This is a genomic window from Ruegeria sp. AB11 (genome assembly GCF_056536325.1).
This window is the reverse complement of record NZ_JBQFJO010000001.1, coordinates 841,936-864,844: the sequence shown is the minus strand read 5'-3', so window position 1 is coordinate 864,844 and position 22,909 is coordinate 841,936. Positions and strand designations below refer to the sequence as shown.

Annotated in this window: 18 protein-coding genes and 1 tRNA gene; 14 read left to right on the top strand and 5 right to left on the bottom strand. The window is 55.3% G+C overall.

From position 1 onward, the window contains the following. Positions 1-3 precede the first annotated feature (3 nt). The 5 genes from ACR3EJ_RS04420 to ACR3EJ_RS04400 are packed head-to-tail and all read left to right on the top strand — an operon-like array spanning position 4 to position 4,366. Positions 4-1,260: a nitrous oxide reductase family maturation protein NosD gene (locus tag ACR3EJ_RS04420; RefSeq protein WP_170542343.1), complete on the top strand. Its 1,257-nt coding sequence runs from the start codon at positions 4-6 to the stop codon at positions 1,258-1,260. Continuing rightward, a complete protein-coding gene (locus ACR3EJ_RS04415) occupies positions 1,250-2,143 on the top strand; it encodes an ABC transporter ATP-binding protein (RefSeq protein WP_170542345.1) in 894 nt (297 codons plus the stop codon). Before ACR3EJ_RS04420 ends, ACR3EJ_RS04415 begins: the two co-directional genes overlap by 11 nt. Beyond that, positions 2,140-2,961, top strand: coding sequence for an ABC transporter permease (locus ACR3EJ_RS04410; RefSeq protein WP_170542347.1), 822 nt, complete (start codon positions 2,140-2,142; stop codon positions 2,959-2,961). The genes ACR3EJ_RS04415 and ACR3EJ_RS04410 overlap by 4 nt, the downstream gene beginning before the upstream one ends. After that, positions 2,958-3,473, top strand: coding sequence for a nitrous oxide reductase accessory protein NosL (locus tag ACR3EJ_RS04405; RefSeq protein ID WP_170542348.1), 516 nt, complete (start codon positions 2,958-2,960; stop codon positions 3,471-3,473). Before ACR3EJ_RS04410 ends, ACR3EJ_RS04405 begins: the two co-directional genes overlap by 4 nt. Continuing rightward, positions 3,470-4,366, top strand: coding sequence for an FAD:protein FMN transferase (locus ACR3EJ_RS04400; RefSeq protein WP_170542351.1), 897 nt, complete (start codon positions 3,470-3,472; stop codon positions 4,364-4,366). The genes ACR3EJ_RS04405 and ACR3EJ_RS04400 overlap by 4 nt, the downstream gene beginning before the upstream one ends. Before the next feature lie 1,289 nt (positions 4,367-5,655). On the opposite strand, the gene ACR3EJ_RS04395 is transcribed toward ACR3EJ_RS04400, so the two are convergent. Next, positions 5,656-7,788 (bottom strand): alginate lyase family protein, encoded by a 2,133-nt coding sequence (locus ACR3EJ_RS04395; protein ID WP_170542353.1) that lies wholly within the window; start codon positions 7,786-7,788, stop codon positions 5,656-5,658. A 344-nt stretch (positions 7,789-8,132) separates the two neighbouring features. Next, positions 8,133-8,660, bottom strand: coding sequence for an acyltransferase family protein (locus ACR3EJ_RS04390; protein ID WP_170703426.1), 528 nt, complete (start codon positions 8,658-8,660; stop codon positions 8,133-8,135). A 197-nt stretch (positions 8,661-8,857) separates the two neighbouring features. Between ACR3EJ_RS04390 and ACR3EJ_RS04385 the strand changes: the two genes are divergently transcribed. Genes ACR3EJ_RS04385 through ACR3EJ_RS04370 form a run of 4 tightly spaced genes read left to right on the top strand, consistent with a single transcriptional unit; the run spans position 8,858 to position 13,598 of the window. Then, positions 8,858-9,808, top strand: a complete 951-nt coding sequence (locus ACR3EJ_RS04385; RefSeq protein WP_170542357.1) for a Gfo/Idh/MocA family oxidoreductase — start codon at positions 8,858-8,860, stop codon at positions 9,806-9,808. Then, complete coding sequence (locus ACR3EJ_RS04380) at positions 9,805-10,905, top strand: formyltransferase family protein (protein WP_170542358.1); 1,101 nt, start codon at positions 9,805-9,807, stop codon at positions 10,903-10,905. Before ACR3EJ_RS04385 ends, ACR3EJ_RS04380 begins: the two co-directional genes overlap by 4 nt. Then, on the top strand, positions 10,905-12,017 hold the full coding sequence (locus ACR3EJ_RS04375) for a DegT/DnrJ/EryC1/StrS family aminotransferase (RefSeq protein ID WP_170542360.1): 1,113 nt from the start codon (positions 10,905-10,907) through the stop codon (positions 12,015-12,017). The genes ACR3EJ_RS04380 and ACR3EJ_RS04375 overlap by 1 nt, the downstream gene beginning before the upstream one ends. Before the next feature lie 39 nt (positions 12,018-12,056). Then, on the top strand, positions 12,057-13,598 hold the full coding sequence (locus ACR3EJ_RS04370; protein WP_170542362.1) for a glycosyltransferase family 4 protein: 1,542 nt from the start codon (positions 12,057-12,059) through the stop codon (positions 13,596-13,598). A 60-nt stretch (positions 13,599-13,658) separates the two neighbouring features. Here ACR3EJ_RS04370 and wecB read toward each other — a convergent pair whose 3' ends face one another. Next, positions 13,659-14,741: a non-hydrolyzing UDP-N-acetylglucosamine 2-epimerase gene (gene wecB, locus ACR3EJ_RS04365; protein ID WP_170542363.1), complete on the bottom strand. Its 1,083-nt coding sequence runs from the start codon at positions 14,739-14,741 to the stop codon at positions 13,659-13,661. Between the two features lie 37 nt (positions 14,742-14,778). Continuing rightward, positions 14,779-16,107 carry a nucleotide sugar dehydrogenase gene (locus ACR3EJ_RS04360; RefSeq protein WP_170542365.1) on the bottom strand — a complete coding sequence of 443 codons (1,329 nt, stop codon included), beginning with the start codon at positions 16,105-16,107 and terminating at the stop codon, positions 14,779-14,781. A 360-nt stretch (positions 16,108-16,467) separates the two neighbouring features. Between ACR3EJ_RS04360 and ACR3EJ_RS04355 the strand changes: the two genes are divergently transcribed. Next, the gene (locus ACR3EJ_RS04355) at positions 16,468-17,289 is read left to right on the top strand and encodes a primase-helicase family protein (protein WP_480423318.1); all 822 of its coding nucleotides are present in this window, start codon (positions 16,468-16,470) and stop codon (positions 17,287-17,289) included. Between the two features lie 338 nt (positions 17,290-17,627). On the opposite strand, the gene ACR3EJ_RS04350 is transcribed toward ACR3EJ_RS04355, so the two are convergent. After that, a tRNA-Thr gene (locus ACR3EJ_RS04350) sits at positions 17,628-17,703 on the bottom strand. A gap of 294 nt (positions 17,704-17,997) precedes the next feature. Between ACR3EJ_RS04350 and ACR3EJ_RS04345 the strand changes: the two genes are divergently transcribed. From ACR3EJ_RS04345 to ACR3EJ_RS04330, 4 genes are all read left to right on the top strand, one after another. Beyond that, the gene (locus ACR3EJ_RS04345; protein WP_170542385.1) at positions 17,998-19,191 is read left to right on the top strand and encodes a YcaO-like family protein; all 1,194 of its coding nucleotides are present in this window, start codon (positions 17,998-18,000) and stop codon (positions 19,189-19,191) included. After that, positions 19,188-20,504 (top strand): TfuA-like protein, encoded by a 1,317-nt coding sequence (locus ACR3EJ_RS04340; protein WP_170542387.1) that lies wholly within the window; start codon positions 19,188-19,190, stop codon positions 20,502-20,504. The genes ACR3EJ_RS04345 and ACR3EJ_RS04340 overlap by 4 nt, the downstream gene beginning before the upstream one ends. 12 nt (positions 20,505-20,516) lie before the next feature. Continuing rightward, on the top strand, positions 20,517-21,827 hold the full coding sequence (locus ACR3EJ_RS04335; RefSeq protein ID WP_480422713.1) for a gluzincin family metallopeptidase: 1,311 nt from the start codon (positions 20,517-20,519) through the stop codon (positions 21,825-21,827). Positions 21,828-21,964: 137 nt separating this feature from the next. Beyond that, the gene (locus tag ACR3EJ_RS04330) at positions 21,965-22,894 is read left to right on the top strand and encodes a hypothetical protein (RefSeq protein WP_170542391.1); all 930 of its coding nucleotides are present in this window, start codon (positions 21,965-21,967) and stop codon (positions 22,892-22,894) included. Positions 22,895-22,909: the final 15 nt, after the last annotated feature.

The following is a 22,909-nucleotide window of genomic DNA, read 5'->3' as shown; positions in this document are numbered from 1 at the left end:
CCCATGCGTTGGCCTCTGCTCATACCGCTCCTGCTCGGCTCGCCCCTCTGGGCGGCGGACTGGGATGTGCCCAACCGGGCGGGGGCCATCAATGAAACACTGGCGCAGGCGGCGGATGGAGACACCCTCCGCCTGAGCCCCGGTGTCTACACCGAAACACTGGTTCTGGACCGGCCCGTAACCCTCGACGGGCTGGGACGGGCCACAATAGACGGGCAAGGAAACGGCAGCGTCATCACCGTAACTGGGCCGGGCGTGACTGTGCGTGGTCTGACAGTTATCGGTTCCGGTTCAAGCCATGAGGGTATCGACAGTGGTATCCAGCTGACCAAAACGGCTAAGGCGCCCGTGGTCGAGGATAACGTGCTGCTAGGCAACCTCTACGGCGTCGACATTCACGGGGCCAAAGACAGCATCGTGCGTGGCAACCGGATCGAAGGACGTTTGGACCAACGGATGAACGACCGCGGCAATGGCGTCTATGTCTGGAATGCCCCCGGCGCAGTGGTTGATGGCAATGACATCCGGTATGGGCGTGACGGGATCTTTGTGAACTCGTCCAAGAAGAACACCTTCACCAACAACCTGTTCCGCGATCTGCGCTTTGCCGTGCACTACATGTATGCCGACAATTCGGTGGTCAGCGACAACGTCTCGATCGGCAATGATCTGGGCTATGCGGTGATGTTCACCACCAATGTGACCGTGGCCAATAACGTCTCGATCGGCGACCGCGAACACGGAGTGATGCTGAACTACGCCAACAAGAGCACCATCACCGGAAACGTGGTGAAAGGTGCCAAGGAAAAATGCACCTTCCTCTATAACTCCAACAAGAACGAATTCACCGACAACTGGTTCCAGGGATGCGGCATCGGCATCCACTTTACTGCCGGATCCGAGCGCAACCGTATCGTTGGCAACTCATTCATCGGAAACCGGACGCAGGTGAAATATGTCTCGACCAAATGGGTCGAGTGGTCCGAAGACGGGCGCGGAAATTACTGGTCCGATTTCGCCGCTTATGATGTGGATGGCAACGGCATTGCCGATGCACCCTATCGCCCCAATGACAGTATGGACCATGTGCTGTGGACCCAACCCTCAGCCAAATTGTTGCTCGGCTCCCCAGCCGTGCAACTGGTGCGCTGGTCTCAATCGGCCTTCCCGGCGCTGTTGCCGGGGGGTGTGATGGACAGCAATCCATTGATGCAAGCCCCTGAACCCCCAGCTATGAAAAAGGTGCCTCATGACGGATAAGGCCCTGTCAATCGACCATGTTCTCAAGGACCGTGGAAAAACCCGCGTTCTTGACGATATCACCCTGTCCCTTGCCCCCGGCCAGCGCGTTGCGCTGCTGGGCCATAACGGCGCGGGCAAGTCGACCCTGATCAAATCTATCCTCGGCCTGACGCCGATCCATGGCGGAGCCATTCGGATCGGAGACGCCACCCCCGGTAGTGCTCAGGCACGGCGCGAGACGGCCTATCTGCCCGAGGCGGTGTCATTTCATCCCGCGCTAACCGGGCGTGAGCAGTTGACCCTGTTTGCGCAGCTTTCAGGCGCAAAAGCCGATGTGTCCGGTTTGCTGGATCGTGTCGGCCTGAGCGACGCTCTGGACCGTCGGATCGGCACCTATTCCAAAGGCATGCGGCAACGTTTGGGCCTGGCGCAGGTGCTGTTGGGCCAACCGAAAGTGGCCTTGCTGGATGAACCGACAAGCGGGCTGGACCCGATTTCTCGGCAGGACCTGTACGCCATAATCGACGAACTGGCTGCCCAAGGCACCGCCGTTCTGATTGCCTCACACGCGCTGACCGAGGTCGAGGCGCGCACCGACCGGATCGCCATCATGCGCAAGGGTCAGATGGTCGCCGACGACACCCTGAACAATCTGTCGGCTCTGGCGGGTCTACCGATCCGCTTGAAGGTACGCGCAAGCGCCAATCCGGATGTGCTGGCCGCTGAACTGGGCGGCAGCCGGATCAATGGGGCATCTGTTGAATTGCTCTGCACACCCGAAGACAAGATGGAGGCCCTGCGCCGGATCGCTGGACTGGGCGATGCGGTCGCGGATGTGGAAATGACCCCGCCCAAGCTGGAAGATCTCTATCGCCACTACGCACAGGAGGATTTGCAATGATTCGCTTCCTCGCCATCACTCGGACTGAGATGCTGATCCTGCGCCGCAACCGCTGGCTGCTGGTCGCAACTCTGATCATGGTTTTGTTCGCTTTGGCGCTGACCTTTGCGGGCAGCGCGCCTACTGGCACTTTGGGCGTCGACATGCTGACCGTCTCGGTCGCGTCGATGACCACGCTGTCGGTTTATCTTGCGCCGCTGCTGGCGCTGATGATTGCCTTTGACGCCATCGCCGGCGACGTGGATCGCGGCAGCCTTTCGCTGCTGCTGTCTTACCCGGCCGGGCGCGGAGAAATCCTGTTGGGCAAGTTCACCGCCCACCTCGCCGCGCTGGCCTTTGCCATGACCATCGGTTTCGGCACCGCAGGCGCAGTGGCCGCCTTCTTTGGCGGCGCGGGGCCAGAGAGCCTGATGGCGCTGGTCCGCCTCATCCTCACATCCATCCTGCTGGGCGCTGTCTTTCTGGCGCTTGGATACCTGTTGTCCGCCCTGGCAAAGGGGGCCACGGCGGCAGCGGGTCTGTCGGCTGGGCTCTGGCTGGTTTTTGTCGTCCTCTATGATCTGGGCCTGTTGGGGGCCGTGGTCATGGACAAGGGCGGCACTTTCACCCAATCCGTCTTTCCATGGGTGATGGTGGCCAACCCGGCCGACGCTTTCCGACTATGGAACATCGCCGCGACCGAAGGCGTCGCGATGGCTTCCGGTATGACCGGGGCGGCGCAGGCGCTGCCAGTCTGGGCTGCACCCGTCTCACTGTTGATCTGGCCGGTGATAGGCTTTGCACTCGCCCGGATCGCATTCCGGAGGGTCGAGCCATGAAACGCCTCGCCCTGATTGCATTGGTCGCGCTGGCGGCCTGCAAGGAAGAGGTGGCCGAGGCCCCCGACCCGGTTGATCTGACCCCCGATGCGCTAAGCTATTTCTGCCAGATGAACATCGCCGAACACGGCGGGCCGAAAGGTCAGATTCATCTGGAAGGCTATCCTGCGCCTTTGTTCTTTGCGCAGGTGCGCGACATGCTGGCCTATCTAAAAAGCCCCGAACGCGATGCCAAGATCACCGCTGTTTACGTCAGCGACATGGGGGTCGCCCCCAGCTGGGGGCAGCCGGGCATCTCCAACTGGATCGCAGCCGATGGCGCGACCTTTGTCGTTGGCGCAGATGTCGCCGGAGGCATGGGCGCGCGCGAGGTCGTCCCATTTGCGGAACTCGACGAGGCCGAAGCGTTTATCCTGCGCTATGGCGGGTCCGCTTTGCCCCTGCCCGAGATCCCCGATGCCGAAGTCCTTGGACCCGTCGATCTGGACTTGATTCTGGAGACCCCCGCATGACCGTTTTGACCCGCCGTCGCTTCCTGACCATCTCAGCCGCCTGCGCCGCCATGCCCGCAGCCGCCAGCGGTTCGGCCCAATGGCACGGCATCGCGCTGGGCGCACCTGCCAGCCTGCGGCTTGAAGGCCTGACGGATGTACAGGCCGCGCCGATCTTTGCCGCGGTCGAAGCCGAATTGAACCGGCTTGAGGATCTCTTCAGCCTCTACCGACCACATTCGCAGATCAGCCAGTTGAACCGCACCGGTCACTTGAATGCACCTGCGCCTGAGCTGCTGGAGGTGCTGAGCCTGTGTTCCGCGCTTCACGAAGCCTCGGGCGGGTCGTTTGATCCGACGATCCAGCCGCTGTGGCTGGCGCTGGCCAGCGGAGCGGAGCAGCCAATAGTGGAACGCGCGCATGCAACGATCGGATGGAACAACGTGCATGTCGGTACGGATGAAATCCGCCTGCCATATCCCAGACATTCGGCGATCACGTTGAACGGGATTGCGCAAGGTGCGATCACCGACCGGATTGCTGCTTTGCTGCGGTCCTTCGATCTGTGCAATGTATTGGTGGATATGGGTGAGGTCGCCGCTCTTGGCCAGCGATACACTAGCGAACCATGGCGCGTGGGGCTGGCCGCCCCCGATGGCAAGGTGGCCAAACGAATCAGGCTTCAGGATCGAGCTGTCGCAACCTCAGCGCCCGGAGGTACGATGTTACAGGGCAAACATGGCCATATCCTGAACCCGAAAGGGCACAAAGTTACGCAACACGCAGTATCAGTATCCGCGGCGCGGGCCGCTGTTGCCGATGGGCTATCAACCGCCCTTTGCCTGACTCCGGATAGCGGAGCAAACGCGCTGGCGTCGCGGTTTCCAGGGGCGAAAATCGAGATGCTACTCTGAGCCACAAGAGCGGCGGGCACCTCAAAAATATCTAGCGCTCGCTTTGGGGTCCCCGTTACGGTCGGGATACTCAGTGAATGGTTTTGTTGGAGAATTATGTTCGCCAATGTGAATTGATTTTGACGGCTGGCCAGTGAGATGGAGGGGTTTGCGCCCATCAACGAACCGCATTGTATTGATGCTTTAGCCAAGTTCCCCGAGGAGGCACGCCAACATCGAGCTATGATTTCATCGAGTGAATATTGCAAGCACAGTGACTGATGGAGAGTTCCTCTAACCGTCCTTAAGCGTCTAATAGGGTTAAGTTTTTTCATACACTTTTTACTCATTGAAATGCGTCGAGTAGCAGATTGTTGGCGCATTTCCTCAAATATTTGCATCGATCCGAACGAAGGCGCTGTGCGCTTGAGGCGGACGAAGATCAGTAGATCTGCACGATTACAACCTACAAAGCTCCGAAATCGCGCGAATTGTTAACGCAATGTTAACGATGCGTTTTCGATCCATTCAAAGACATTCCGGCATACTAACAGTATGTTATGTCGCCGACGATTATACGGCACCTGCCAAACTTTCTAGATTGGAAGACCCGATGTTAAACTTCTCTCTAAACTTCACGGTTGCCTCAATTGGGATTTTTTCTGGCTTTCTAACAATATATGCTTTTTTGTGATCGGCTCAGGAACTGATGTTCGAACCCTCAACCCCAAACAGTGCAGCCGTAAATGCATACCGGCTGAAACGTTCCAATTCGGAATATGACGTAGCGATGTGGGCAGCTTGCGCTTTAATGGCGCTGCACAAAGACGAGCCAGCCGTGTTGCGAGAATATGCATGTCTCTGGGCGAGCAGAGCGAAATTAGACGGATCAAAAAGAAGTCAGTCAGAGCAGTCATAAAGTGGACAGCCCAGCGATTAAAAGGCAACGACCTTAATGGATAAGAATTCCGCCTCAAAGCTAAATATCTGAGGCTAAGCTGTGACCCTGCTCCTGGATCCCGATTGTTTGGATGTAAAAGCCGTTTCTGCCTCTTCGTATTGATTGAATTGTGGTCCATGTCTGCTAATCGGTACCACTGAATAACTCAAACGAAGCAAGCATGAGTTACACTGAGATTCGCCTAATAATCTGAAACTAGCCCGCCAACAAATGAGCGCGCTCGCTTTGCGTTATGGTCGGTCCTGCAGTTTTTGATGATCTTTCGCGCTTTGGCGAGATTGCAACTGTCGGCAATACTGCAAGCTCCTTTCCTGACGCAGCATTTGAGGATACGCTAGTTACTTTTTTCTCAGCGCCCTAGCCTTGTCAAACGCCAGAACGGGGCAACCCCATCATGAGGAAAAAAACTGACAGGCCCATCACTTTCCGCGCGCCCGAGGATATCCTCACCTGTTTGGTTCTTCAGTGTCTCATTCAAAGGTAGCAATCTATTGCCGTCGAATGGCTTGATCTGGGGGTGCTCCCAGTTTTGCTTTGACAGCATCAACATGCGGCGTAGTCCAACCCGCACCCTCTCGCCAGCTTCACTCTGCCAAGGGCGCAGCCCTGCAGCTGAAAGAAGGTCGAACAGGTTAACCCAACTCTGTAAATTGAAAGCCCAATAGTGCTGCGTCAGTGTGCGCTGCAGTTCGTGCGGTTGATCTCCATCAGGGGTGATCGTAGAAATGGCTCGAGCTTGCGCTCGTAAGTCGATGGCTTGCAGATAATCTTCTTTTTCCAGAAAGGCGGCAAGACTGGCGGCCTGCAAGTCATAGCATGTCCCGTGGTTGTTGGCTGCTCTGCATTCTTGGCGACCTTGCACACTATCAGTGAACCAATCAAAGAACTCCGCGCTCCACTCTTTCATGTGGTCGGTTATGTGCGAATCTCTAAGAATCCGAACCGCATCAAGAAGAAAATAAAAATCTTTGGTTTCGATAACCCCATGGGCAGCCCCCATGTTACCCTGGTGACCCAGCCGAACCTGCGCATAAGAAAGGTTGGGCTTCATGCCAGTTTCAGCGTCCAGGAACCACGTCCTCAGAATTGAGCAGGCGTGTGCGTGGAAACTCGGATCGGCGCCTTGTAATGTACTCGCTAATGCAAGGGCTGTGGTGTCGTCGAAGACGCGTTGCAGACGTGTTCGGTCGAAGCGGTCACTCTCTGGTTCATAAAGTTCCGTGCCCGGCAGTCGTTCACCGTCGCGCCTGACATAGGGCAAACCATCTTTCGAATTTGGGTTCGGCCACCAATATGGCGCTGGATGAAAATAGTCGCGAAGATCGCCAGAGGGGCCGGGCTCGGGTTTTTGCGTAACCGAAAAGGGCCCTCGGTCTAAAGCTTGCTGTGCAGCTTCCCGAACAGCTGCCCAATCTTCTGACTGTGCCGGACCAGCCGTGGTCAAGTCATATGATAGGGCTTGGTGTTGCGCGAACGTCGCACGGACTGGGCGCGCCGACAACATGTCCAAAGTCGAACGGATCGCAGAAGCGCGTGCGAGACCACGGTTAACAAATGCCTTCCGATCAGCCTGTTCAAGGTGGGCTTTTCCTGACGCCAGCCGCGCGACCCAACCGGCTTGCCCAACCCGATGACCATCAGGGTGAACTCGGCGTGGCGGAATGTCGAAATCTTCCACAGGCCATCGCGTCCACGGACCCTCGATACCAAGATGCATGAAAAGCTCAACCTTTGGACGACGACCATATGGAAGGTCCTCGTTGAACCTCAATGGTGCATCGCATCGAAAAACCAATTGGGGCTCTTCTTCCGCAGAAAAGGTATTGTTAGGTTCCAGCAAATCTTGATTGTTGGTGATCCTTGCCATTGGAACAACAAAATATCGCTTGTCCCGGGCCTCTAAGATGTTCGAATGCAGCCGCGCCCATCCTGAGGACGTAAGGAAGCAATTCCCATCAAAAGGCAGCGCCCACTTGCCGTATTCCAGACAAAACTCGAGAGCTGCATTTCGTGCACCGTTGTTGTGCATCACATAGTTATTGCGGGCGCGGTAAGCCTGCATAACCGCCTGCGTCGTGCGCGTACTGGTTGAATCTATTTCAAGATGTCCGTCGTAGAACATATCAGGCTGTTTGAACGTATCGAAGCTGTAACCGATAGACTGATATTCTTCTGGATCGAAGGCGATACGTCGATAGGTCTGCCCTCGTTCCTCAAGTAAGCCGATAATCTTTGCTTCAGTCTCAGCGTTAAATATCCTATTGATCAACCATAACTTTCTTACGCCATCGAATTCTGGTTCATTATCTAAAATAAAGCGCACATTTGAGAGGCTTTGGCCAACCTTGTGCCTTGGCTCGAGATCGTTGCCGACAATCCGACAGAGCGCGAATGTATCCGCCAAATCGTTGATCTCATATTCCAGTTTTGGATCAATGGGCTCTTGTTTCACATCACGCAGAGTACCGCTGATGTCACCCATCCGCTGCACGCTGAAAGAAGTGTTGATGCGGTTGCGCCTAATGTCTCGCCGATATCGGTGCAACCTGTACAGCAGGTAGAGAGGGAACAAAGCTATGATCGATATTCGAATTAGCGGGGAGCTTCGCTTGAAGTCATGTATAAGTTGTTCAAGCAAAGCTTGTCTCCTGTAAGATCGCCTTGGTACGCATATTGGCTTTGTTTGATCTCAACAACCAATATAAAAGCGATAATTCGCTCATGATCGGCTCGGCTCTTCTGAGCCTTTGTTCACTGCAGTGCCCCATTTGATTTGGACCACCGTTATTTGTGAACGTATCGCGAACAGAGTGTTTTTACGCTCGATCAGAGAGGATCAAAAATATAACTTATGGCCCACGGCTTGGGAGGATTACACTGTGGCACTGAGCAGATTTCTGGACCGCATTGTTTCAAATATACGAGCGTGTAGAACACACCATCAAACCTTGGGATCAAACACCTAGCGAAAAACACATTGCTGCCGAAATAGAGGGCAGAGATCGCGCTTTCGTTGAAAGCTTCAAAATCTCTAGGCACGAGAATGGCCGCCATGACGATCGACGTCAGGTTGATCATCACTATGTATGCCGGAACGATACTACGCAACCGCGCGAGATAGAATGCAACGAAAGAGAAATTTGCACGCTCACGCTGGCGTAGGATGATCGACGTGATGAGGTATCCCGAAATCACAAAGAACACGTCCACGCCAACAAATCCACCGGCAAGCCATGCACAATTGGCGTGAAACGCGACAACCGCCAGGACAGCCAGCGCGCGCAGGCCTTGAATGTCGTCCCGTAGCGTTTTAGGCACCGGTGACACACTGTTCAGATGCGGGTCGCGGGGCATTATCGTGCTTTTGATACCTTGCAGTATGATTTTGGCGAAGAGCCAACCTCCAGAGTGCGGATACTCAGAAAATCTCTGCAAGGCAATCCGTAGTCAGGCAGTTCAGAGCTTGAAACGCTGGTGAAATACCCTCATAGACAATGCGATCCCCTCAGCCACCGCCTGAGAGCATAAGAGCTAAAGCGCGAAAGACACCTATGACGAAAAACTATGGACTGATCGGAGCAGCCGGTTACATAGCACCTCGGCACATGAAGGCCATCCGAGAAACCAGCGGAATCCTAAAAACCGCTTATGACCTGAACGATAGCATCGGAATTATGGACAGTTTCTTCCCCGATGCCCGCTTCTTTACGGAGTTCGAGCAGTTCGAGGCAGATGTCTTTTCGCGCCGAACTGACGGAGAGCGGGTCGACTATATCGGAATCTGCTCACCGAATTACCTGCACAAGGCGCACATGGGGTTTGCGTTACGCGCCGGGGCGGATGCGATCTGTGAAAAGCCTCTGGTTCTAAACCCGTCCGAGATTGATGAGCTTGCAGCGTTGGAAAAGGAAACCGGTCATCGAATCAACTCCATCCTGCAATTGCGGCTGCATCCCGCCATCCTTGCTCTCAAGGACAAGATCGCTCAGAGCGGACCGGATCGTATCCATGATGTCGATCTAGGATATTTCACATCGCGTGGCAGCTGGTATTACGCTTCCTGGAAAGGTTATGAGCATAAGTCGGGCGGTATCGCCACCAACATCGGCGTTCATTTTTACGACATGCTTTCTTTTATTTTTGGACCATTGAAATCCTCAGTGGTGCATTATCGAGCAGCAGACGCTTCGGCCGGTTACCTTGAGTTCCAGCAGGCGCGAGTCAGATGGGTGTTGTCGATCAACCGCGCACACTTGCCCGCCCAAACACCAGAGGGTCAGACCACCTATCGCTCGATCACCGTTGATGGTGAGGAGGTCGAATTTTCTGGCGGGTTCACCGATCTACACACCGCTAGTTATCATGGGATACTCGGTGGAAACGGCTTTGGCCTCGATGCGGTGCGCCCTTCCATCGAACTCGTAAGCAGCATCCGTTCGGCCGCGATTGAACCCAGAAAGGGGGAGCAACACCCGGATCTGGCGAAGGTTATCAATACATGATTGCTGTCTTTGCCTATGCTTTTCCACATAGGAAAAGCCGCGATATTCTTGTAGAATTGGCTCTGGCAGGCAAAAAAAAAGTCTGTGTAATTGCCGCCCCCATGGAGTCGCTTCCCAATGTGGACAGGACCAGGTATTCGGTGAAGTCACTGCGATTCGCGCCGCCGCAGGATACTGCTGAGGTCGCTCGATCGCTCGGCTTTGATTATGTGGAAATGAAACACAGTGATATTGACGCGGTCTCACACCATGTCGCAGAAAAAGGCCTAAAGCTTGGCATCGTGGCCGGTGCTCGCATCCTGAAACGCCCCGTGATTGAGTGTTTCGACGAGGGGATCGTCAACTTCCACCCAGGCCCGATCCCCGAAACCTCCGGTCTAGATGCATTCTTCTACACCGTTAAGAAGAGTGTTTCAGCCGGGGTGACGACACATCTTATCGACGCTCGCGTCGACGCGGGGCAGCAGATTTATTTCGACACGGTGGAGATTGGCCCCTCAGACACCGCAGAAACCGTGCAGGAAAACATCTATCAGCTGCAGCTGATTGCGCTCCGCCGTTTTCTGTCTGACAGAGACGGCGAGCGGCTTGCCCATCGCGAAGTCGACTGGTCGGGTAAGAACACCCCGATGACCTCCGACGAGAAGTGGCAGATATTGCTGGACTTCCCTGCTTGGCGCTCGCAGCAGGTTGTACTTCAGGCGGCCAAACGCCTGGTTTTTGCTTGTGAAGCGGGAAGGCTTGCAGAGGTTTCGAAATATCTGGACAGGTTTCCTCAGTTGCTGGAACATCGAACACCCGAAGGTTGGACTCCCTTGATCGTCGCTGCATTTAATCAGCAAAAAGATATTGTAGCCGAGTTACTTAACCGTGGCGCGGACCCGAACGCTACCGGCAGAAACGGCACCACGGTGCTGATGTACGCAAAATCGGCCATACTGAAGGGTGAATCCGAAAACCTGGCGCTTCTGGATTTATTGATTGCCAAGGGTGCAGACAGCAGCCGACGCGACAAGTTCGGGCACGCGGTGTTGGATTACGTCAAGGATTCTAAGGTCCTGACGAGATATTTCACCGCAAAAAGTGGAGGGGCCTGATGCAGTTCATTGACCTTGCAGCCCAGCAGGAGCGCATCCGGGACAAGATCGACGCGCGCATCGCAGCGGTGCTGTCACATGGGGCCTATATCATGGGTCCCGAGGTCAAGGAGCTTGAAGAAGCTCTTGCCGCTTTCTGCGGGGCAAAGCACTGCATTTCCTGCGCCAACGGCACCGATGCGCTTCAACTTGCGCTCATGGCGCTTGAGATCGGACCCGGTGACGCAGTCTTTATTCCGTCCTTCACCTTTGCTGCCTCTGCGGAGGTAGTACCTTTCGTTGGCGCCACGCCAGTCTTTGTCGATATTGATCTCGACAGCTACAATATGTCCCCAAACAGCCTAGTTCGTGCGGTGGAGCACGCCCGTGTCAACGGCCTGCGACCTGCCGCCGTCATGCCCGTGGATCTATTTGGCAGACCTGCCGAATACGTCACGTTGGAACAGATCGCGGACAACTTCGACCTGCAATTGATCTGTGACAGTGCCCAGGGCTGGGGTGCATGCTACAAGGGCCGCACCACCGGCAGCATTGGCCGCATCACCACAACCTCGTTCTTTCCCGCCAAACCACTTGGGTGCTATGGCGATGGCGGGGCGCTCTTCACAGACGATCCAGAACTTGCAGCAGTGCTAGACAGTTTCCGCGTTCACGGAAAAGGGATCGAGAAATATGACAATGTGAGAATTGGTGTGAACTCGCGATTGGACACGCTGCAAGCCGCGATTCTGCTCGAAAAACTAGCCCTCTATGCCGAGGAAATCACCGCCCGTGAAGCCATCGCGCAACGATATACCAGCGCACTGTCGACGCATTTCGTCACGCCTGATATTCCGCACGACGTTCAATCGACCTGGGCCCAATACACGCTGCGCGCCAAGTCCGCTGAACAGCGCAGCGAGGTTATGGCCTCACTAAAAAAACAAGGCATTCCGACAGCTATATATTATCCCAAACCTTTGCATTACCAAACTGCATACCGTGACTTTCCCGCAGATCCGGAAGGATTGAGAAACAGCGAAACCGCCTCCACATGCGTGTTCAGCATCCCCATGAGTCCGTACCTGACACAGGACGATCAGGAAAAAGTAATCGCCGCATTGCTTGCATAAGCGCAGGAAATACAGCTTAGTTCGAAGGGAAGCAAACCCATGACACCGAACCGGTCAGGTAAGATCATCAGTCTTACATACCATGAAATCACGCAGGACGCCCGTGTCCTGAAACAGGCGCGCGTTCTTCGAAATGCCGGATACGACGTCAATGTGTATTGCGACTGGCCCGAAGGCCTGCCGGAGCATGATGAGATCGATGGCGTCAAAATCACGCGCTTTGAATGTTATAGCTCTAAAAATGCCCGTGCAGACATTCTTGACAAATTGACATTCCTGAACCGCTCCAAAGACGAGATACGCAAACGCTATTTGCCCTTTGCAAAATCGGTAGAAGCTCTTGAAACACTGATCCCCAGTATCGAAGAGAAGTTCGGCGCGGGCGCCATTGAAAAAGCCCAATCCAGTTATTTCAAAACGGCCGACGGCGCCGAGCGTCGGCGGCGATTTGTGGAGTATCTTTCACTCAAGATGCGGATCAAACTGTTCGAGAAATCGCTGCCGTTTGCCTCGATTAATCCTGAGACCGGTAAGAAATCTCGCAAAGTGACGGATATGCGAAAGAACTACCGAGTTTGGAGGAAGAAACTCTATCAGGCACAATCCATTCACTATTGCTCGAACTTTCCGGAAATCGAAAGCAAGGACGGCATCGTCGCAATTCATGCCCATGACATCTATTGCCTACCATGCGGCGTCATGTTGTCACAACGGCTCAAGGTTCCGCTGATTTATGACGCACATGAATACGAACCCGCGCGCGCGACAAAAATGGATGAGCAAGCCCCTGAGCTTCCGGAATGGATTGAAGACGACTGTTTTCCCTATGTCACACGCATGATCACCGTGTCGGACGGGTTCGGGGAGCTCTATGAAAAGCGGTTTGCCGGGCCGCCTCCGACGATCGTCATGAATGCGCCGGAGGTTGAAGCGTCGACACTCACGAAACCGGTACAGGTGCGTGAAGGTTTTCGCACGGTGCGGGAACAAGCGAACGTGGGTGACGATGTCCCATTGATAGTATTTACCGGCGGAATTCAGCGTACGCACCGCGGAGTCGACAAGGTATTGGAGGCGATGGTCCATCTGCCGGAGGCGCATTTGGTCTCTCTGGGACCGCGGCATGTCACCAATGACGCATGGTTTGAAAGTGTCGCCAAACAACTGGGCGTAAGCGACCGGGTGTCCTTGTTGCCACCGGTTGATGCACGCGATGTGCCCGCAGCCATAAGTACGGCCCATGTGTCGGTTTGCCCCTTTCAGGACGTGTCACTGAATCACCGGTTGGCCATGCCAAATAAGCTTTTCGAAGCTGCTTTTGCCCGCATTCCGATCTGTGTCTCCGACCTGCCAGAAATGCGGCGGTTTGTCGAAACGCTGGGGATCGGGAGAGCGATGGACCAGACTGATCCGAAAGCCATCGCCGCCACACTTCAAGAGGTATTCGACAACCGGGATGCCTACCTTATGACGCCGGAGGCCGAGAACAGGCTGGTGAACCACTACAGCTGGCAAAGACAAGCAGAAAAACTGCTGGCTTTGTACGACGAGGTCTTGTCACCTGCCTCTGTAGCGGAGTGACTCGACGCAAGGCGCAAACCGGCATCAGCTCGTTCGAACTAAATACCTTTGCAGCGCGCGTTATCCATAGAAAGAAGCTATCTTTTCGGCGATGACTTGTGACACGTTGCCAGTGCCATAGAGGGCTACGTCATCTCCGGTTGTTCCAAGAGCCGCGCGCACGGCCTTTACGATGTCTGCACCAGAGCTTGGTGGACAGAGCCGGTTCCACCCGGTCTCAACCAGTTCGGTCCATTCTGTTTCATCGCGCAGTGTGACGCATGGAACCCCTTGGAAATAGGCCTCTTTCTGAACGCCTCCGGAATCGGTCACGATCAATGCGGCCCTTCGTTCCAGCGCCAGCATATCTAGATACCCAATCGGCTCGACGCATCTGATACCGGAACCGAGTTTTACACCTGCCTGCTCTAGCTTGCCACGCGTCCTCGGGTGTAGTGGAAGCACAATCGGTATTTCTTCGGCGACCAGAGATAAACCTTCCACAATGGCCCTCAGCCGCATTGGATCGTCGGTGTTTTCCTGCCGGTGCACCGTCGCGAGTATAAAGCCGCCAGCGTCAATCGATAAATCTCCGGCCAACGTATTGCTTTGATCCGCCAAATCCCCGAACAAATGGGCTGCATCCTGCATGACGTCGCCTACTTCCAGCACTTTCGAGGCAGGGATGCCTTCATTCTCAAGGTTTCTTGTAGCCGTTTCGGTTGGTGTAAAAAGCAGATCGGAACAATGGTCTGTCAGGATGCGGTTGATTTCTTCCGGCATCTTGCGATTGAAGGAGCGCAACCCCGCCTCGACATGCGCTACCTTGATGTGCAATTTGGAAGCGGCGAGCGCTCCGGCAATGGTGGAATTGGTATCACCGAACACCAACACCCAGTCTGGCTTTTCCTCCAGAAAGACTGTCTCTAGCCCTTCAAGCATGCGCCCGGTCATCGCGCCGTGACCAACATTGGAAATCCCAAGATTGTAGCGCGGTTTCGGGATACCCAGTTCGTCAAAAAACACGTCGGACATGTTGGAATCGAAGTGCTGACCAGTATGAATGATAACCTCTTCGACACCGGCACAATTCTGGAATGCACGCGCGACAGGGGCGCTTTTAACAAACTGTGGCCGCGCTCCGATGATCGTACAGACTTTCATAGTGACAACACTCTATTTCAAGGAAGTTGAAGGCAGGCTAGGCCGTTGGAACGATTTTGCCACGGCGACGGTACACTCCCCGAGTGTCAATCAGCAAAGGCGCGTGCTTGGCGATCACTTCGAAATCGAAATCCGTATGGTCCGTCAGCAGAATGACAGCATCCTGTTGTGCCAGTGTCTCAGGCGTCAACTCTATAGATTCAAGATCGAACTTATGCTCGCGCATCACAGGAAACGCAGGCACATGCGGGTCGGAGTAGGACAGATCAACCCCCCAATCCCGCAGCAGTTCCATGACAAACACCGAGGGGCTTTCGCGCACATCTTCGATGTCGCGCTTGTACGCGATGCCCAGCACAAGGACCTTGGCCCCTTTCAACGCCTTGCCGCGCTCCGACAAGGCGCGGACCAACTTGTTCACCACGTAGGACGGCATGCTCGCATTGATCTCACCCGCTAGCTCGATGAAGCGGGTGTGCAGCCCATACTCGCGCGCTTTCCAGGTCAGGTAAAAGGGGTCGATTGGAATACAGTGCCCGCCGATGCCGGGCCCGGGATAGTATGCAGTGAATCCGAAGGGTTTGGTAGCAGCGGCATCAATGATCTCAAATATGTCAAGACCCATGGCGTTCGCGACGATTTTCATTTCGTTCATCAGGCCAATATTCACCGACCGCTGAATATTTTCCAGCAACTTGGTCATCTCCGCCGCCGCCGTCGAACTAACGGGCACGACTTTGGAAACAATCGCGCTGTAAAGCGCCTCACCCACATCGCGACAGGCTCGCGTATCACCGCCCAGAACCTTGGGAATGGTCTGTGTATTGAAATGTGCATTGCCCGGGTCTTCACGTTCAGGCGAGTAGACAAGGAAGAAATCCTTACCCACCGTCAGGCCGGCTTTCCCCACATAGGGTTTCAGCACTTCATTGGTGGTGCCTGGCCAAGTCGTGCTTTCGAGCGCCAGCAGTTGACCTTCCCGCAGAAACTTACTGATCATATCCATGGTCGAAGTCACAAAACTGAGGTCCGGCTCACGGGTTTTGTCCAGTGGTGTGGGAACACAGATGATGATCGCATCACAATCGCCGATGCGCGAAAAATCACTTGTGGCTTCAAAACCGTTTTTCTGAATTTCTTCAAGTGCACCGCTAGGGATATGCCCAATCGGGCTCTGACACGCATTCAATTGCGCGATTCGATCTTCCAGAATGTCGAATCCCAGAACCGAAAAACCTGCCGTCCCGGACGCGACGGCCAGCGGGATACCTACGTAGCCCATCCCGATGATACCAATTTTGGCTTGTCGACTTTCGATACGGTTTATTAGTGTTTTTTCTATCGCGAGGATTTCTTGAATGGACATCCAACCTGACCTTGGCGGTAATCTTTGAGACCAGTTACTTGAAGCTTTCACATAAGACAACAGGATACTCGTAACACAGAACTTATTGCCATTTAATGTCGGTTGCTCACAAGTATGGAGTGCAGTGCAACTGCAAAGCCGAAGGGGTTTGGGGAAGACCAAATAGCATATTATGTAATTTCGACGTCAGGGAAATTGGGACGGACGGCGACTCAATCAAAGATCGTAATTGGATCATACTGTTGCTTTGTTTAGCAACCCAATTTAGCGCTGCAAATGATCGAATGCATATGCCTTCAATTACTGCTGGATATAGCAAGTCCTTGAAACTTCTAAACCAGTGAAGTGGCCATTATCTAAATCGCCCTCTACTCCAGCAGCTCATCTCCATCGCGTGCGGCTGGTCGCCTATGGCGACCACACTTTGTCTCGATCACGAAGGACGACCACGTCAGTGGCAAATTCAATCAGCATTTGGAAGGCAGGTGTTTCGTCTATGTGGACGAAGCTATGTTCGGAGGTGATCGGCGCAACGCCGGGGCTATCAAGACGATGTTGACTGAGCCAAAAATCATGATCGAGCGAAAGGGCGTTGACCCCATTGCCTACGACAATCGCATGATCTTTACGGCAACTTCAAATGAGCGCTCCGTGGTGCCTGCGGACATTGGCGACAGGCGATGGCAGGTGTTCCAAGTGTCGCCGCAGAGGCGGGACGACAAAGCCTATTTCTCTGCTCTGATGCGACAGATGGAAGAAGGCGGGTATGAGGCTATGCTCTACGACCTGCTCCGACGTGATGCCTCCTTGAGTCCCAACCCTCGGGTGACAATCAAGACGCCGGAGTTGTTTGATCAGATCATCCAAGCACAAGGACCGATAGAGAAATACGTCTATCAAATCCTGGATGCCGGTTACCTGCCGCAGCCTGATGCTCCGGGGAACGGACCTGGCGTGACGACCATTGCTGCGATGTATTCGGAGTTGCGCCGTACCCAGCCCGCACAGTACGTGCAGCGGACCATGTTTGGTCAGGAGTTGCGGAAGATGTTTCCAAACCTTCGGACAGCACAAAACGGAAAGTTCGTGGAAAGACACCTTGGATCAGGCGATCCCGTTCTCGAGCGCTCAACTCGGTATCATTTCCCGCCACTCGCCGCATGTCGGGAGAGCTTCGAGTGATACATCGGTCAGGAAATACCCTGGTCAGACACCACCACGGAATGGCTCGGAGACGTTGATCCAGCACCAGACTACGGCGACTTCAAACGGGATCGAAACGAGCCGCTTTAATATGGGCAATATAGGCAAACGGGGTGGTGCTAGCCGCCCCGTTAAGCCGCGCCTTTGTCCTAATTTTCAAATACCTATACCCACCATACAACCTATACACTTGTGGTCCTCTCTCCTCTTCAGGACGGAGGAAGTTAGATCGTTCTTACTGCGCGTAAGGCCACGCTAAGCATCTGCTATTTTGCTTTTTCACAGGTCTGTCGGGGATGTAGTTTTGTTGAGAAGAATGGTGCCGCTGATAGGACTTGAACCTACGACCCCATCATTACGAATGACGTGCTCTACCGGCTGAGCTACAGCGGCATCCTTCTCTTCCGTGGCCCTACTATGGCCCTACTAGTTACTATGTGCTTTCTCTAACTCATTGGCATCAAACGTCAATCACGAGCGGACCCGCTACTTACGAAGGACCTGCTCTACCAGCTGAGCTATTGAGGCAATTCAGAGGTTCCGTTTAGCGGCAGGGTACAGGTCATTCAAGGGCGGTTCGCTCAGGCAGTGGTGTTGACCCATTCGCTATCATCCCGCATCCTGACTCCGACTTGATCCGCTTGGCGGGTTTGGTTGGTTAATCAAATATTTACCAAGGTCATTTGAATGCTCGGAGAATCGCAGAAGACCTATGTGCTGGATACCCACCGGCTGCGCGATCCGGAAGAGACCCTTGCCATCGTCAAACCGTTTCTCAAAGAGATGGGCATCACACGGATCGCGAATCTGACCGGACTGGATCGGATCGGGTTGCCGACCGTGATGGTGACGCGGCCCAATTCGCGCTCGGTTGCGGTGTCGCTGGGCAAGGGATTGTCGCTGAGTGCGGCGCAGGCCTCGGGGGTGATGGAGGCGATCGAGTCGTGGCATGCAGAACGGATCGAACTGCCGCTGCGGCTGTGCAGCCACACCGATCTGGCGCAGGAAAACGTGGTCGATGTGGACCGCCTGCCCCGCGTAACCGGCGGGCAGTTTGACCCTCACGGTGCGATGCTGTGGGTGCAGGGGCAGGACCTGAACGCGGATGCTGCTTGCTGGGTGCCCTATGAGATGGTGGATACGGATTACACGACCTCTATGGCCAAAGGACAGCGCGCGTTTCCGCGTACGACAAATGGTCTGGCATCGGGAAACGATGCCGCTGAGGCTAGCTGCCACGCGATCTGCGAATTGATCGAGCGCGATGCCACGACGCTGTGGCATCATCGGGGTCCAACACCCCGCGTCGATTCTGATACAGTCGATGATCCGCGCTGCCGTCAGGCCATGGGCCTGATCGCAGAGGCGGGGCTAGAGCTGGGGATCTGGGACACGACCTCGGATATCGGCATCGCCAGTTTTCGCTGTGTTATCTGCGAGACCAGCGAGGCAAACGGCCATATCGGGATTGGGGATGGCTGTCACCCCGACCGCGCCATCGCGCTGCTACGCGCGCTGACCGAGGCGGCGCAAACACGGCTGACCTATATCTCAGGCGCGCGGGACGATCTGGACCCTGAGGAGTTTATCGACGAGGCGCGCCTGTGGCGCGGACGGTATGTTCGCGAGCTGATCGAAGGCGCAAAGCCGACAGAGCGTTTTAAGGATTGCCCCTCGCACGTCACCGGATCTTTCACAGAAGACCTCGATCTACTTTTGTCCCGGTTGTCTGAGGCTGGGATCGGCCAAGTGGTAACGGTTGATCTGTCCCGACCCGAGATCGACATCGCGGTCGTCCGCGCGGTCATTCCGGGGCTGGAAGCCCCGCATGACGATCCTGACTTCATCGCCGGTCCGCGGGCGCGAGCGGTGTCGGCATGACCGTCGTTGTTTTTGTTGGACCCACGCTGCGACCCGAGGCCGTGCAGGAACAACTGGATGCCACCATCCTGCCCCCGGTTCAGCAGGGCGATGTGTATCGTGCGGTGCGCGACAGGCCGCAAGCAATTGGCATTATCGACGGGTATTTCGACGGGGTGCCTTCGGTCTGGCACAAGGAAATCCTGTGGGCGCTGGAACAGGGCATTCCGGTATTCGGCAGCGCCAGCATGGGTGCTTTGCGGGCGGCGGAACTGGCTGATTTCGGGATGATCGGTGTCGGACGGGTGTTCGAGGATTACCTGAGCGGCGCCATTGCAGATGACGATGAGGTCGCGGTGCTGCACGGCCCCGCCGAGCTTGGCTTCATACCGTTGAGTGAGCCTATGGTCTCGATCCGGGCCACGCTGTCCGCAGCGGTGAAGGCCAAAGTGGTGTCGGAGGATGAGGCACAGATATTGCTGGGTGCAGCCAAGGCGCTGCACTATCGCGACCGGGTTTGGGACAAGGTGATTTCGGTTGCAAAGACCGACACAGACTCGGCGACGTTTCTGAACTGGTTGCCCGGCGGGCAGGTGGATGCCAAAGGAGACGACGCACGCGAGATGCTGGCGCAGATGGCGCGGTACCTGGAAGCAGGTTCCTACGCGCCGGAATCGACACGCGTCGAACGAACTCTGGTCTGGCGTGAACTGCGGACTCGTGTGGATTCCGAAACCGCTCCGCATGACCCGGATGCGCGGGCACTGGTGGACGAACTGCGGCTGGACCCTGCCCTTTATGTCCAACTACGCGACCGCGCCGCGTTGCACCTGTTGGCGCGCGACGAAGCATATCGGATAAATCACCTACCTGATCGGGATACCCTGCGAAGACAGATGACTTTACACCGTCGCGCGGCCCGCCTGCCCCGCCACTCCGATCTGATGGAATGGTTGCAGGACAACGATCTGACGCTTGCTCAATACGAGGCGTTGCTGGCGGACTGTTCCTACAAAGATACGGCCATCACAGCGCGCGCGGATGAGCTCGACGTTGCCCTGCTAGCCCAACTGCGCCACGATGGTCGCTATGGCGCGCTGCGAGATCGGGCGCGACGCAAGGCCAGCCGGATGGCGGGGCTGGATCGGGTGAATGGTTCTGCAAACAGAATGCAATCGCTGCTCTGGTATTTTGAAACGCGGCTTGACCAGGCGGTGCCAGATGATCTTGAATCCCATGCAATCGCGCTTGGCCTTGACGGGCGCGAGGCGTTTCTTGATCTGATTGAAGCTGAATACATGTTTTGTCGCACCGAAGGCGAACCGGGACAATAACGGGAGGGGACAATGACGATCTGGCCCGACTACTCGGACAACGAAACTCCGGGCACACGGTTCTTGCTTTATCCGCAATCGCCCTTCTTAGAGCCGAATTCGAAACCTGAACTGGTCGAGATCTCTGCCCCGCAGGGTACGATCGGACCGGGCCCCTCGGGGCCGCGAATGTATGCGATGTACCCGGTCGACAAGACGACCCCCTATGGCGCGATGATTGAAGGCGAAGAAGGGCCCGAGATGTATCTGCCCGCCTGGGATGGCTATATCCTGCCGCCGCCTGAGCCCGACGAGTTCGGAAATTTTATCCATATCGATCCCGACGATCCGGCCTTTGAAGCTGCTCATCTGTTTGGCGCAGCACATTTTACGATGGATGTGTGGGAGGGCTATTTCGGCCGCCCTATCCCCTGGCATTTCGAGCGTGATTTTGAACGGTTGGAACTTTCCCTGCTGCCCAGCCTTGATAACGCGCATATCGGCTGGGGATTTCTGGAGACCGGCGGCACTCGAGAACATGGCGAGGAATACCGCCCCTATAGCCTTAATTTTGACGTCGTAGCGCATGAGATCGGCCATGCCATCATCTACAGCGTCATCGGCATGCCGTCAGAAGAGGACGCAACTGGCGAGTATTATGGATTCCATGAATCAGCAGCAGATATGGTGGCACTGCTTGCATCACTGCATTTCGGTTCAGTCGTAGATGAACTGCTGAAGAACACGCGCGGGAACCTGTATACCTATAACCGGCTCAGCCGATTTGCAGAGCTGTCCCAAAACTCGCAAATCCGCATCGCCGCTAATGACCGGACTTTGTCCGAGTTCTCACATGGCTGGTCCAGTGAACACGCGCTGTCGGAACCGCTGACCGGGGCGATGTTCGACATTCTGGTCGATATCTACCACGAGCGGCTGGTTGCACATGATGTGATCGACCCCGAGATGGAGGAGCTTTCGGATGAGCTGGAAGGCTCTGACGAATACAACGCGATCATGCAGGATTTATTCGACGAGCATTACGCCGCTGAACCGGAAGGATTCCGCGTGGCGCTGATAGAAGCGCGGGATTTGCTGGGCACCTATCTTGCCGACGCTTTGGAAATGCTGGATGCTGATATGCTGAGCTACTTCGGGGTTGAGCGCGCGTTGGTTGTTGTTGACCAAGAGATCACAGGAGGGGCATTCCGCCAGATCATCGAAGGCAATTTCCGCATGCGCGACATCGGATTGACACGCCCTGGCCCGCGTCTGACTAAGCCGGATGGGTCGAGCCATGCAGCATCGGTTCGAACACTAGCGCCCGAGCCGAAAGAACCTTAAAGTCTTTGTTTTTACCTCGGTTTTATGTCAGGTTACGGGCACGGGGTGATAATTCGACAAACGAAGCGCAGACCAATGCGCAAACCGGGACGGACGTGGCAGAAAGCTCCGTCAGCCCCCGATAGGGAGAAAGTGATATGTCTGAGTCGTTACTCAGTTTTTCCGAGGTATTATTGTTTGGGCGAGAGTTAAGTGATCTAAAACTGCGGCAGAAATCGGTCCGGCTGGCAATTGAGGTGGCGACGAATTTTGATTTTTCAGATGAGATCACCAAGATTGATGGTGTGGCTGTCCGCGAAGATGATCGGATTCTTGTGCAGGTTGGAGACAGCGCAAACAACAAATCCGGGATTTACAAGATCATCAAGGACCAGAACGACGGCGACAAGCTGAAATTGGACAAACGTAAGAAAGTCTCTTTTGAATCATTTGTCTACGTTCGTCGGGGACGCGTTTTCAAACACACATTCTGGCAGCAGACAGCGAACAGCCACAGCCAGCAGTTGTTTGTTGAACAAGATGACCGCAGAAAGGGTCGCGGCGTAAACAACTTCATCGGGGACCAGTTCGGAGGCGATGCCCGGCTGGCCCGAATCTATGGCTTCGCATATGACGGCACCTATTACGAAATGCCGGAACCGACGATCTTTCTGGTCCATGGCGCAGGCGACAGCGCCACGGGTGGCAACCTGCCCTATGGGTTCAAGCTGCAAACCAGCAATGACGCCGGCGCCCAGGACACCACGCAACAGGCGGCACGTGCCCCGATGAGCCCCTCGGTATCAGGTGTTGCAGCCGCGGACTACCAGATGGCGAATGACATCCGTGTCTGGAACTATGATCAGGCCGATTACACCATCCGCATGGATATTGCCGCCGGTCAGATCGAAGAAGTGCTGCTGGACGTCTATTTCGAATACGACGCGCCGATGATGGCCGGAGCCAAGGTATCGGGAGCCAAGGTGAGCGGGGCCAAGGTTTCAGGCGCCAAGGTCAGCGGAGCCAAAGTGTCGGGTGCTAAAGTTTCAGGTGCCAAAGTCAGCGGCGCGAAGGCCCGCGGGGAATAGGGCCTGATTAAGCAA

Excerpts from the sequence above, each read along its gene's own strand:
- ACR3EJ_RS04420 (WP_170542343.1), top strand. The coding sequence starts at position 4 with ATGCGTTGGCCTCTGCTCATACCGCTCCTGCTCGGCTCGCCCCTCTGG.
- ACR3EJ_RS04415 (WP_170542345.1), top strand. The coding sequence starts at position 1,250 with ATGACGGATAAGGCCCTGTCAATCGACCATGTTCTCAAGGACCGTGGA.
- ACR3EJ_RS04410 (WP_170542347.1), top strand. The coding sequence starts at position 2,140 with ATGATTCGCTTCCTCGCCATCACTCGGACTGAGATGCTGATCCTGCGC.
- ACR3EJ_RS04405 (WP_170542348.1), top strand. The coding sequence starts at position 2,958 with ATGAAACGCCTCGCCCTGATTGCATTGGTCGCGCTGGCGGCCTGCAAG.
- ACR3EJ_RS04400 (WP_170542351.1), top strand. The coding sequence starts at position 3,470 with ATGACCGTTTTGACCCGCCGTCGCTTCCTGACCATCTCAGCCGCCTGC.
- ACR3EJ_RS04395 (WP_170542353.1), bottom strand. The coding sequence starts at position 7,788 with ATGGGTGACATCAGCGGTACTCTGCGTGATGTGAAACAAGAGCCCATT.
- ACR3EJ_RS04390 (WP_170703426.1), bottom strand. The coding sequence starts at position 8,660 with ATGCCCCGCGACCCGCATCTGAACAGTGTGTCACCGGTGCCTAAAACG.
- ACR3EJ_RS04385 (WP_170542357.1), top strand. The coding sequence starts at position 8,858 with ATGACGAAAAACTATGGACTGATCGGAGCAGCCGGTTACATAGCACCT.
- ACR3EJ_RS04380 (WP_170542358.1), top strand. The coding sequence starts at position 9,805 with ATGATTGCTGTCTTTGCCTATGCTTTTCCACATAGGAAAAGCCGCGAT.
- ACR3EJ_RS04375 (WP_170542360.1), top strand. The coding sequence starts at position 10,905 with ATGCAGTTCATTGACCTTGCAGCCCAGCAGGAGCGCATCCGGGACAAG.
- ACR3EJ_RS04370 (WP_170542362.1), top strand. The coding sequence starts at position 12,057 with ATGACACCGAACCGGTCAGGTAAGATCATCAGTCTTACATACCATGAA.
- wecB (WP_170542363.1), bottom strand. The coding sequence starts at position 14,741 with ATGAAAGTCTGTACGATCATCGGAGCGCGGCCACAGTTTGTTAAAAGC.
- ACR3EJ_RS04360 (WP_170542365.1), bottom strand. The coding sequence starts at position 16,107 with ATGTCCATTCAAGAAATCCTCGCGATAGAAAAAACACTAATAAACCGT.
- ACR3EJ_RS04345 (WP_170542385.1), top strand. The coding sequence starts at position 17,998 with ATGCTCGGAGAATCGCAGAAGACCTATGTGCTGGATACCCACCGGCTG.
- ACR3EJ_RS04340 (WP_170542387.1), top strand. The coding sequence starts at position 19,188 with ATGACCGTCGTTGTTTTTGTTGGACCCACGCTGCGACCCGAGGCCGTG.
- ACR3EJ_RS04335 (WP_480422713.1), top strand. The coding sequence starts at position 20,517 with ATGACGATCTGGCCCGACTACTCGGACAACGAAACTCCGGGCACACGG.
- ACR3EJ_RS04330 (WP_170542391.1), top strand. The coding sequence starts at position 21,965 with ATGTCTGAGTCGTTACTCAGTTTTTCCGAGGTATTATTGTTTGGGCGA.